Annotated in this window: 12 protein-coding genes; 4 read left to right on the top strand and 8 right to left on the bottom strand. The window is 66.9% G+C overall.

The window, feature by feature from the left end; genetic code table 11:
- Window positions 1-194 precede the first annotated feature (194 nt).
- Complete coding sequence (clpX, locus tag IP78_RS14565) at window positions 195-1,460, bottom strand: ATP-dependent Clp protease ATP-binding subunit ClpX (protein WP_054112378.1); 1,266 nt, start codon at window positions 1,458-1,460, stop codon at window positions 195-197.
- Window positions 1,461-1,655: 195 nt separating this feature from the next.
- Between clpX and IP78_RS14560 the strand changes: the two genes are divergently transcribed.
- Complete coding sequence (locus IP78_RS14560; protein WP_054112377.1) at window positions 1,656-2,303, top strand: HAD-IB family hydrolase; 648 nt, start codon at window positions 1,656-1,658, stop codon at window positions 2,301-2,303.
- 6 nt (window positions 2,304-2,309) lie between these two features.
- On the opposite strand, the gene IP78_RS14555 is transcribed toward IP78_RS14560, so the two are convergent.
- The 5 genes from IP78_RS14555 to tig form a co-directional block, all read right to left on the bottom strand.
- The gene (locus tag IP78_RS14555) at window positions 2,310-2,633 is read right to left on the bottom strand and encodes a hypothetical protein (RefSeq protein WP_054112376.1); all 324 of its coding nucleotides are present in this window, start codon (window positions 2,631-2,633) and stop codon (window positions 2,310-2,312) included.
- 14 nt (window positions 2,634-2,647) lie between these two features.
- Window positions 2,648-3,292, bottom strand: coding sequence for an ATP-dependent Clp protease proteolytic subunit (locus tag IP78_RS14550; RefSeq protein WP_054112375.1), 645 nt, complete (start codon window positions 3,290-3,292; stop codon window positions 2,648-2,650).
- 88 nt (window positions 3,293-3,380) lie between these two features.
- Window positions 3,381-3,989 (bottom strand): hypothetical protein, encoded by a 609-nt coding sequence (locus IP78_RS14545; RefSeq protein ID WP_156320445.1) that lies wholly within the window; start codon window positions 3,987-3,989, stop codon window positions 3,381-3,383.
- A gap of 630 nt (window positions 3,990-4,619) precedes the next feature.
- A complete protein-coding gene (locus tag IP78_RS14540; RefSeq protein WP_054112373.1) occupies window positions 4,620-5,537 on the bottom strand; it encodes a hypothetical protein in 918 nt (305 codons plus the stop codon).
- A gap of 127 nt (window positions 5,538-5,664) precedes the next feature.
- On the bottom strand, window positions 5,665-7,008 hold the full coding sequence (tig, locus tag IP78_RS14535) for a trigger factor (protein ID WP_054112372.1): 1,344 nt from the start codon (window positions 7,006-7,008) through the stop codon (window positions 5,665-5,667).
- A gap of 319 nt (window positions 7,009-7,327) precedes the next feature.
- Between tig and IP78_RS14530 the strand changes: the two genes are divergently transcribed.
- Window positions 7,328-8,029, top strand: a complete 702-nt coding sequence (locus IP78_RS14530) for an MBL fold metallo-hydrolase (protein WP_054112384.1) — start codon at window positions 7,328-7,330, stop codon at window positions 8,027-8,029.
- Between the two features lie 3 nt (window positions 8,030-8,032).
- On the opposite strand, the gene IP78_RS14525 is transcribed toward IP78_RS14530, so the two are convergent.
- Entirely contained in the window at window positions 8,033-8,320 is a 288-nt protein-coding gene (locus IP78_RS14525) for a hypothetical protein (RefSeq protein ID WP_082385190.1), read from the bottom strand.
- A 95-nt stretch (window positions 8,321-8,415) separates the two neighbouring features.
- On the opposite strand from IP78_RS14525, the gene IP78_RS15785 reads away from it, so the two are divergent.
- Together IP78_RS15785 and IP78_RS14520 are read left to right on the top strand one after the other, a co-directional pair.
- Window positions 8,416-8,571 (top strand): hypothetical protein, encoded by a 156-nt coding sequence (locus IP78_RS15785; RefSeq protein ID WP_156320444.1) that lies wholly within the window; start codon window positions 8,416-8,418, stop codon window positions 8,569-8,571.
- Between the two features lie 109 nt (window positions 8,572-8,680).
- Window positions 8,681-8,908, top strand: coding sequence for a general stress protein (locus IP78_RS14520; protein ID WP_054112370.1), 228 nt, complete (start codon window positions 8,681-8,683; stop codon window positions 8,906-8,908).
- Between the two features lie 75 nt (window positions 8,909-8,983).
- Here the strand turns inward: IP78_RS14520 and egtB are convergent, their stop codons facing one another.
- The gene (gene egtB, locus IP78_RS14515) at window positions 8,984-11,158 is read right to left on the bottom strand and encodes an ergothioneine biosynthesis protein EgtB (protein ID WP_054112369.1); all 2,175 of its coding nucleotides are present in this window, start codon (window positions 11,156-11,158) and stop codon (window positions 8,984-8,986) included.
- Window positions 11,159-11,226 lie beyond the last annotated feature (68 nt).

Genomic DNA, 11,226 nt, shown 5'->3' with positions numbered 1-11,226 from the left:
AACACACCCGGATATGAGGGCGCGTTCAGCGCGTCTCGAACAGGACGGGCGTTGATTCCACTGACGAAATCCGGGCGTCGTTGGATGATTGAGAAAAACAGCGCGCTTTCCTCCCTCCCCGGCACGGGGAGGGAGGAAGACGAAGGGCCCCCGGATCGCTCCGGGGGCCCTCGTCACTTCAGCGCCGGTCGGTTTCAGGCCGCGCCGTCCGCCGCCTTCTTCTTCTCGGCATAGATGAGCAGAGGCTGAGCCTTGCCTTCGATGACCTCGGCGTTGACCACAACCTCCTCGACACCGTCGAAGGTCGGCAGTTCGAACATGGTCTCGAGCAGGATGCCCTCCAGGATGGAGCGCAGGCCGCGCGCGCCGGTCTTGCGCGTGATCGCCTTCTTGGCCACCGCCGACAGGGCGTCGTCGGTGAAGGTCAGGCCGACGTTCTCCATCTCGAACAGGCGCTTGTACTGCTTGATCAGGGCGTTCTTGGGCTCGGTCAGGATCTTGACCAGAGCCGCCTCGTCCAGATCTTCCAGGGTCGCCAGGACCGGTAGACGGCCGATGAACTCCGGGATCAGGCCGAAGCGCATCAGGTCATCGGGCTCCACGCCTTTCAGGATGTCGCCCGTCCGGCGCTCATCGACTTCCTTCACCTTGGCGCCGAAGCCGATCGAGGCGCCCTGGCCGCGCGCGGAGATCACCTTCTCCAGCCCCGCGAAGGCGCCGCCGACGATGAACAGGATGTTGGCCGTGTCGACCTGCAGGAACTCCTGCTGGGGATGCTTGCGGCCGCCCTGCGGGGGCACGGAGGCGACAGTGCCCTCCATGATCTTCAGCAGGGCCTGCTGCACGCCCTCGCCCGAGACGTCGCGGGTGATGGAGGGGTTGTCGGACTTGCGCGAAATCTTGTCGATCTCGTCGATGTAGACAATGCCTCGCTGGGCCCGCTCGACGTTGTAGTCCGACGCCTGAAGCAGCTTCAGGATGATGTTCTCGACGTCCTCGCCGACATAGCCCGCCTCGGTCAGGGTCGTGGCGTCGGCCATGGTGAAGGGCACGTCGATGATGCGCGCCAGCGTCTGGGCCAAGAGCGTCTTGCCCGAGCCGGTCGGCCCGATCAGCATGATGTTGGACTTGGCCAGTTCGACGTCGTTGTTCTTCGTCGCGTGGTTCAGGCGCTTGTAGTGGTTGTGGACCGCGACCGAGAGGACCTTCTTGGCGTGGCTCTGGCCGATGACGTAGTCGTCCAGGACCTCGCGGATTTCCTTGGGCGTCGGGACACCGTCCTTGGACTTGACGAAGCCGATCTTGTGCTCTTCGCGGATGATGTCCATGCACAGCTCGACGCACTCGTCGCAGATGAACACGGTCGGTCCGGCGATGAGCTTTCGCACCTCGTGCTGGCTCTTCCCGCAGAAGGAGCAGTAGAGCGTCGACTTGGCGTCGGTGCCGGCGGCTTTGGTCATGGACCCTTCTCACTCTCACGTTCCGGGGAGGGAACGCGCTTCCTTCGCGTTGATTCCACCACTATGGACGCGAAGATATTCAAAAAATGACAATCCCCCATCCGGAGCGCCGCCACAACCCCGTATTCGGGGCCGAAACAGGCTTCGCCGGGGATGGTTCGATGGACGCGACAGACATGACGGGGATTGCGGCGCATGACTGAGATGGGGGCCGCGCCGGGCCTTCGCCAGCCCCCCGCTCCCGGCCAGCCGATCGTCGCGTTCGACTTCGACGGCACCCTGACGGTCCGGGACAGTTTCACGAGCTTTCTGAGACAGCGGGCAGGGCGCCGGCGTTGGGCGCTGGGTCTCGTTCGTCTGGCCCCGGCGACGGCAGCCTATGCCCGAGACCGCGACCGGGGCGCGATCAAGGCTGCGGCGGTGAAGGAGTTCCTGCAAGGGATCAGTCGTGCCGAGCTGGAGGCCGACGCCGAGGCCTATGCGGCGCGGGCGTGGACCAAGCTGATGCGGCCGGATGCGCTCAAGACCTGGGCGGACTGGGGCGCGAAGGGCGCACACCGGGTCATCGTCACGGCCTCCCCTGCCCTGACGGTCGCGCCGTTCGCGCGCAGGCTGGGTGCCGACGGGTTGTTGGGGACGGAACTGACGTTCGACGCCGAGGATCGACTCACCGGCCACTTCGAGAGCCCCAACTGTCGGGGCGAAGAGAAGGTTCGGCGGCTCTACGCGGCCTATGGCGCTGACCTGCGGCTGGCGGCGGCGTACGGCGACACCTCCGGCGACACTGAGATGCTGCAGATCGCTGATCACGCGGGGTTTCGCGTCTTCAAGGGCCGCCCTTAGCCCGGATCAGCGCCCCTCGGCGTCGACATCGAACACCACGGCCTTGCCGCGCGAGGCGGGGTCCCAGCCCGCTTCGATGGCGGCCGTCACCGCATTGCGGACCGCGTCGAGGTCGACCTTCTGCTTCTCCACGTCCGGCCGCCCGTTGGGACGCAACGGCGGCGGGAACTGCACGATGGCTTCGCGCTTGAAGTCCTGATGGCGCAGGCTGACGGCCACGCCCTCCCAGCCGCCACCGGCGACCGGACGCGGCTGGCGGCGCAGCTCCCAGACGTAGGTTTCACCCTCCACCTCGAGGGTTCCGGACTGGTCTCGCGTGGACTGCGCCACCGCTTACGTCGGCCTCAGACCGTCTTGACGCCGTCTTCGTCGGCCTGCTCGCGGCGGTCGTAGACGTGGTCGACGATGCCCCAGGCCTTGGCCTCTTCCGCGCTCATGAAGTGGTCGCGGTCCAGGGTCGTCTCGACCTCCTCATAGGTCCGGCCGGTGTGCTTGACGTAGATCTCGTTCAGGCGGCGCTTGGTGTAGCGGATGTCCTCGGCGTGACGCTCGATGTCCGAGGCCTGGCCACGGAAGCCGCCGGACGGCTGGTGCACCATGACGCGTGCGTTCGGAAGGGCGATGCGCTGGCCCGCCTCGCCCGCCGTCAGGATCAGGGAGCCGGCCGAGGCCGCCATGCCCATGACCACCGTCGAAACCGGCGACTTGATGTACTGCATGGTGTCGTAGATCGCGAGCGCCGACGACACCTGGCCGCCAGGGCTGTTGATGTACATGGAGATTTCCTTCTTGGGGTTCTCCGATTCCAGGAACAGCAGCTGGGCGCAGATCAGGCTGGCCATGCCGTCCTCGAACGGCCCGGTCAGGAAGATGATCCGCTCGCGCAGCAGGCGCGAGAAGATGTCGAACGCCCGCTCCCCCCGGCTGGACTGCTCCACCACCATGGGGACGAGGTTGTTCGAGATGAGGTCGAGGGGGTCGCGCGTCATAGGATCTCGCTGATGGACTGGCGCGACTCGAAACGGCCGCCGCCTTGTGTCCAGCATATCGCCACACACCCGCCGGTGCGCAAGACGCTCAGTCCGGCGTAGACGTCGTCCGGTCTGCCTCGCGCCGGCGCGCGAGGGCACCCGCTACCGCATCGGCCTGGGCTGCGGCGTTCTGTGGTCCCTGCGGCTCATCCAGGGTCGTGTACAGCGCCTCGAGGAAGCTGCGGTCCCAATCGGTCAGCCCATCGGGCGCACCCGACCGCTCGACGAACAGGTTCAGGATGCTATCGTAGCCGACGAGCTCGGCTTCGGGATCGATCTGCGCGAGGGCCACGAGGGCCAGATAGTCGGCAAGCTGGGCCGCCGTGACATCGTGGAGTTGATCGATGTCCACGAAGATCAGGGCCTTGAAGATGTCATCTCGGACCTGTGTGTTCAGGCGAGAGGCAATGGTCGAGACATAGGGAGCTGACGGGGCGCCGCCTGACCTTATGTCTCCAGGCAGGCGTGTCGCTCGAGCACCCGTCTCCGCGTCGACGGGCATGCTGAGGTGCCACCAGCGCACGGGACGGTCGCCGTTCAAAAATGCCTGAAAAGCGCGCTCGCCTCGTTCGAGCCCGCTGGTTCCCGGCCGAAACGCGCGACGTCGTTCCTCTGCTAAGGTTCCGACCATGGCCGTGGCGTCGGCGGCGAACACGATCACTACGTTCGCGTCACAGCCGTCGCCCCCGATCCGAAGGCCAAGGCCAGCCGCCATGTCGGATACCCGCTCGACGATGGGGCGAGCGATCTCCGCGCGCAGATTGACCACAGCGGCGCAGACACGCCCCTGCCAGCGACCGAGACCCCGGCCCCGAGCAGGCGCTGCTGCACGATCAACGAAGGTCTCTGCACGCTCGCGAAGTCGGACGCCCTCGACGACGACGTCATCGACGGTCGCCGGGGCCTGCTGGACGGCTGACTGAGCGTGCACATGTGACGCGACCCCACAAGCCAAGACCCAAGCCGCGACCACAACGCCCAGCCTGCCCGGGCAGCACCTCATGCCATCACCTTAGCTAGGTCGAACAAACCGGAAGTTGAAAAAATCGATAGCGCAACACGGCATGGTCACTCATGGAGGACGCTATGAAGTTCATCCGTTCGACTGTACTTGCGCTCGCGGTGGCTGGTGCAGCTCTTGTGGCCCCGGCATCAACAGCGCCAGTTCAGGCCCAGACGTGCATTGAGGACGAGTGTTATTGGACCTACTACCACCTATGCCTAGGGCGTGGCGAAGGTACCGCCTACTGCGCGGCTTCCTGCGCCAACGAAACCTGTTGACCGCCTAGTAGGCCTCGGGGGCGTCCAGCCGGGCGTCGGCCATGGCGTCGGCGACAGCGCGCGCGTTGCGACGGCCGTCGACCTCGGTCTGGTCGGCGGAATAGAGGCCGCGCAGATAGGCGAGGTCCCAGTCGGTCAGGTATTCGTCCACCGCCACGGTCGGCTGGAACAGGTTCAGGATGGTATTGAAACCGCGCGTGTCGGCCTGGGGATCGACCTGGGCCAGGGCGATCATGGACACGTAGTCCGCGATCTGGGTGAAGCTGGCATTGCCCAGGGCGTCGACGTCGATAACGACGATGACCTTCTGCAGGTCGTCCCGGATCTGGCTGTTCAGCCGGGACGCGGCATTCACGGCGAGGGTCGGGGCGTAGTCGTAGATGCTGTCGCAACTGCCGGTGCATTGACCGGGGATGCGGACGGCCGGGGCCCCAGTCTCTGAGTCGATTGGCAGGCTGACGTGCCACCAGCGGATCGGGCGCGTCGAACCGATGAAGTCCTCGAGAGCACCATCAGGACGGTTCGCGCCGGAGATGTTGGTGTCGAAGGCCCGACGCTCACGGCCTACCAGCTCGCGCGCCATCGCCTGACCATCCTCCGCACCGGCGATGATGACGTTGGGCGTACATCCCGGATCGCCGATATCGACGCCCAGATCCTCGGCGACGGTGGAAACGCGGTCGACCAGATACTGGCCCGCTTCCCGCTGAAAACCGACCGCGCCCACGCACAGGCGACCTCGCCAGAGCGCAAGCCCCCGGCCTCTGGGAGGAGCGGCGACCTGACCGACAAAGTCGCGGGTCGCCTCGTCGAGCCTGCGCCCCTCGACCACGACGTCGGGTAGGGCGTCAGGATCGGCGGTCTCTTGCGGAACGGCCTGAAACGCCCCGATCGCCGCTAACAGGGCCACTGAAAAAGACATGAACGCCTCCCCGGGGGGCCACAGTGTGCAGCCGATGGCGGTTCGCTAACGGAGATTGATGACAACCGTTGGGCGCATCATTACGCCGGCGTCACAGAGGGCCGGAGCCCGAGGTCGAAGGCTCAGATCAGCCCTCGTCCTCGTCCTTGAGCAGATCCTCCTTGGAGATCGGCGTGTCCTTGACCTCGGCCAGGGTGAAGATCAGGTCGCAGACCTTCTCCTCATAGATCGGGGCGCGCATCTGGGCGGCCGCGCCGGGGTTCTGGCGATAGAAGTCCAGCACCGCCTTCTCCTGGCCCGGATAGTTGCGGGCTTCCTGCATGATGGCCTGGTTCAGCTCCTGATCGGAGACGCCGACGTTGTTGGCCCGGCCGATCTCGGCCAGCACCAGACCCAGGCGAACGCGGCGCTCGGCGATCTTCCTGTATTCTTCCTTGAGCTTCTTGTCGGACTTCTTGGCGTCCTCGGGCGTCAGGCGGCCGGCTTCCTTGTCAGCCTCGACCTGCTTCCAGATGCCGTCGAACTCGGCCTCGACCATCTTGGGCGGCAGGTCGAAGCTGTGGGCGGCGTCCAGAGCGTCCAGCAGGGCGCGCTTCAGCTTGAAGCGGGCGGCGCCGGCGTACTGCTGGTTCAGGTTCTGACGCAGGAGGTCCTTGAGCTTGTCCAGGCTCTCCAGCCCGATGCGCTGAGCGAATTCGTCATCGACGGTCGTCTCGGCCTCGGCCTTGATGGCCTTCACCTTGACGTCGAAGGTGGCCAGCTTCCCGGCCAGGTTCTTGGCCTGATAGTCCTCGGGGAAAGTGACCTCGATGGTCTTTTCCTCGCCGACCTTGGCGCCCTTCAGCTGCTCTTCGAAGCCGGGGATGAAGCGGCCCGAGCCGATCACCAGGTCCGCGTCCTCGGCGGCGCCGCCGTCGAACGGCACGCCGTCCAGCTTGCCCAGGAAGTCGATGGTCAGCTGGTCGCCCTCGGCGGCCTTGACCGTCTTGCCCTTCTTGTCCTCGTAGGACTTGGCCTGACCGGCGAGCTCCTTCAGCGCCTCGTCCAGATCGGCGTCGGAAGCTTCATAGACCGGGCGCTCCAGCTTCAGCGTCTTGGGATCGACCGGCTCGAAGTCGGGCATGACCTCCAGCGCCATTTCGTAGGCGAGGTCGTCGGAGCCGGCGAGCACCTTGTCCATGTCGGACGTCAGCTTCATCTCGGCGGGGGCGGCGGGGCGCACCTTGGCCTCGTCCAGCGCCTTCTGGCTGCTTTCGTTGATGGCGTCGTTGACGATCTCGCCCATCATGTCGCGGCCGAACGACTTCTTGACGTGCGACACTGGCACCTTGCCCGGGCGGAAGCCCTTCAGCTTCATCTTCGGCGCGATCTCGGCGGCCTTGGCGTCCAGGCGGGCGGTCAGGTCGGCGGCCGGGATGGTCACGGCGATGACGCGGCTCAGGCCTTCGGTGGATTTCTGGACGACTTGCATGGACGGATCTGACGCTCTGGGGCGGCGCCGAATCAGGCGCGCGCGGCGGGAGGGATAAACGAAAAGAGGCCGCCCCATCCGGAGCGGCGTCTCGAAGCCCGCCCTTATGTCGAGACAGGGCCGAAAGGTCAACGCGGGGGACGGCCAGAGCTTCTCCCTCCCCCGGCGGGCGAGGGTGGTCGCGCAGCGACCGGGTGGGGGCGGCAAGGCTGGACGCACGCGACGGTCGGAGTCTAGCTCGCCCGGCCGCCCCCACCCGGTCTTCGCTTCGCTTCGACCACCCTCCCCCAAGTGGGAGGGAGAGGCTATGTCATTGATCATGACCTCCTCCCCCTCCCCCGTCGGCGTGTTCGTGACGCCGGTCACACCGCTTCAGCAGAACTGCACGACCGTCTGGTGCACGAAGACGATGAAGGCCGCGGTGATCGATCCCGGCGGCGCGGTCGATGCGATCCTCGGCGAGGTGGCCCGACGCGGCCTGACGCTCGACCAGATCTGGATCACCCACGGCCACCTCGATCACGCTGGTGGCGCAGCCGAGATGGCGGAAAAGTCCGGCGCGCCGATCATCGGCCCGCATCTGGAAGACCAATTCTGGATCGACGGCATCGAGGCCCAGGGCCAGATGTACGGCCTGCCCGAGGCGCGCGGTTTCGTCCCGACCCGCTGGCTGGATGAGGGCGATGAGCTGTCGTTGGGCGAAACCCGCTGGGCCGTCCGCCACTGCCCCGGCCACACGCCGGGCCATGTGATCTTCTTCAACGAACAGGCCCGTTTCGCTCAGGTGGGCGACGTCCTGTTCAAGGGCTCGGTCGGGCGAACCGACTTCCCGCGCGGCGACCCCGACGCCCTGATCCGGTCCGTCATCGACAAGCTCTGGCCGCTGGGCGACGACGTCACCTTCGTGCCGGGGCACGGCCCGCATTCGACCTTCGGCGAGGAGCGGCGGACCAATCCCTTCGTCTCGGATCGGGCGGTGGCCGGAACGCCGCCGGCGCGGGCGGCGTCCGGTCCGGCTTAGGCCTCAACGGCGCAGCAGGATCCCGATCATCACACCGACGCCCAGCGCATAGAGCGTCGCCTTGAGCGGCTGGTCCTCGATCGCTGTCCGGGCACGGCTCGCACGGTCGCGCGCCCAGTAGCGTCCGGTCTCGATATCGCTGCGCAGGGCCTGCCGCAGGCCCCGCTCGCGGGCGAAGGCGCGCTGCTCGCCTTCCACCAGAAGGCGGTCACCCTCGACGTCGAGCGTTCGGGTCATGTCACCGTCGTCGACGATGTCTTCGGCGTTCAGGGCGGGGTTCAGATCGGTCATGGAAAGCTCCTTGGGCGGGGCGTCGGTGCTGACCGATTGAACCCGACGCCCCGCGAGCGGTTCCGACAGGATCACCGTTCTCTTGCGAGGCTCCCATGACCGACCCGATCCAACCCACGCCGCAACCGGAAATCCCGCCGCTGAACCCTGTCCCGCCCCAGCCCGAGATCGACCCCGCTGGCACGCCAGATGAGGTCCCGCCCCAGCCCGGCGAGAACGACGGAGAGGTCCGCGTGCCCGGCGTCCAGTAGGGCTCCAGTTGATTCGCAGCCTGTTGAAAACGCGGACCTTCGGAACCTTGGCGGGGCGGCGGGGTTTGTCATTCAACCGGCAGCACCAGTTCAGTAAAGGGATCATCAGATGGCCGAAGGACAAACCCCCCGTCCCTCCGGAGTCTCCAAGCGCGGCTTCGCCTCCATGGACCCGGCCCGCCAGCGCGAGATCGCCCGCAAGGGCGGTGCCAGCGTCCCCAGCGAAAAGCGCAGCTTCTCCCAGGACCGCAGCCTGGCCGCCCAAGCCGGCCGCAAGGGCGGCGAAGCGTCCCACGGCACCCGAAAGCCCGGTGACGTCGCGGGCCAGGCCGAATAGGTCTGTATCAGGTTGGAAGCGAAGGGCGGCCGGCGAAAGCGTCGGCCGCCCTTATTCGTATCTGTCCGACTGACCTCAGGCCAGGACGGCCAGCGCCACCGACGGCGCGGGACCCGCCCGGAACGTCGCCACGCGCCAACCTGCCGCTTCGGCCATCGCCGCGACGGAGCCTTCCGTGAACTTGCGCGAGCTCTCCGTGTGGATGGTGTCTCCGGCAGCGAAGGCGAATGTCTGTCCGCCGATATGGACCGACATGTCGCGTCCGGCGCGCAGGTGCATCTCGATGCGCGACGCCTCGGCGTTCCAGCGCGCCTCGTGGGCGAAGCTGTCCAGGTCGAAGTCGGCGCCGAGCTCCCGGTTCGCCCGCACCAAAAGGTTCCTGTTGAACGCCGCCGTCACGCCCTGGGCGTCGTCATACGCCGCGACCAACGTGGCCTCGTCCTTCACCAGATCGACGCCGAGGATGAACAGGGCGTTCGGCCCCAGCCGCTCGCGCGCATTGGCCAGGAAGGCCACGGCCTGATCCGGCTCCAGATTCCCGATGGTCGAGCCGGGGAAGAAGCCGATGCGGCGGCCGCGACCCAGTTCTGGCAAGGGCGCGAGGTTCAGGAAATCGCCCACCATCGGCGCCACCTGCAGATGGGGATAGGCCTCCGCGATCGAGGCGGCCGCCGCGTTCAGCGCATCGGGACTGATGTCGATCGGCACATAGGCGCCGAGCGTCGGGGCGGTGTCCAGCAGGATGCGGGTCTTCTCGCTGGCCCCCGACCCGAATTCCACCAGGACGGCGTTATCCCCGAACCCGGCCGTCAACTCGCCCGCCAGCGCGCGCAGCAGGGCCGCCTCCTGCCGGGTCGGATAGTACTCAGGCAGGCGCGTGATCTCCTCGAACAGCTCCGACCCGGTCGCATCATAGAACCACTTGGGCGACACGGCCTTCTGTGGTCGCGACAGACCCGCGATCAGCTCGGCGCGGAAGCGGGCGGTCTCGACGGATTCGATGCGGGGTTTCGACATGACAGGAGCGTCCGAGGCGAGGCGGAGGCCGAGGAACGCCCAACGCTGATGCGGATAGAAGAAGTTACGATAGGTCCGACGCGCATGGCCCGACGGCGTGGCGAACGACCCGCCGCGCATGACCCGCTGATTGGCCATGAACTTGCCGTTGTACTCCGACGCCGTGCCTTCGGTGGGCTTAAAGCCCGGATACGGCGCATAGGCCGACGACGTGTGCTGCCACACCTCGTTGAACAGGTTGGAGAAAACGGCCGGGGCGGTGGCGACCGCGCTTTCCCATTCGGCCTCGGTCGGCAGGCGCTTTCCGGCCCAGGCGGCGAAGGCCTCGACCTCCCAGGCGCTGACGTGGCGTACAGGCGCGTCCGGATCGACGGGGACGCGACCGGTCAGGCTCATGGTCGTCCAGCCGCCGTCCGCCTCCTGTCGCCAGTACAGCGGCGCGGTCCAGCCCTCGGCCTTCACCGTGGCCCAGCCGTCGGCGAGCCACAGCTCGGGTCGACGATAACCGCCGTCGGCCATGAATTCGATCCACTGGCCGTTGGTGACCAGGTCGTGGTCGAGGTGGAAGGGCTCCAGCCAGACCTTGTGGCGCGGCCCCTCGTTGTCGAACGCGAAGTCGCTGCCGCCGTGCCCGATCTCGATCAGACCGCCCTCGAACCGGGTGGCCCCACCCCGGGCCGCCTGGCGCGCGCCCCCCGGACGCGGCTCCTCGGCATAGGCGGCGGGGTCCAACGGCGAGTGGGCCATCAGCGCCAGCAGGTCCATCAGGAACAGCTCCTGATGCTGCTGGTCGTGATGCAGACCAAGCACGAACAGATAGCGTTCCAGCTCGGTCTCGAACCCCGCCCCGATGCGGGCCTCCATGCGCCGGTCGATCTCGGCGCGATACGCCACCACCTCGTCCAGCGACGGTCGGGTCATCAAGCCCCGCTCATGCCGCTCCACGCGGTGGCCGAGGCTTTCATAATAGGAGTTGAACAGGGTCTGCAGGCGCGGATCGACGGGCCTATAGCCCTCCTCGGCCGCCAGGATCATGGCCTCGAAGAACCAGCTGGTATGCGCGAGGTGCCACTTGCCGGGGCTGGCGTCCGGCATCGCCTGGGCGGCGAGGTCCTCACCCGACAGCCCGGCCGCAAGTGCGGGCATGGCGACGCGAACGGCGCGGTATCGGGCCAAGAGGTCGGTTTCAGCCACCGGACTCTGCGCGGAAAGGGTGCGCGCGGGGTCGTGCATGATGGGCGGCTCCGTGACGTCGTCCAGCTAGGCTGCCAGCCGGACTACGCTAACACGCCGCCCGAGGT

This window comes from Brevundimonas sp. AAP58 (assembly GCF_001295975.1).
In the GTDB taxonomy this organism is placed as follows: domain Bacteria; phylum Pseudomonadota; class Alphaproteobacteria; order Caulobacterales; family Caulobacteraceae; genus Brevundimonas.
Note: the sequence above shows the minus strand (reverse complement) of the source record. Positions and strands in the feature narration are given on the sequence as shown.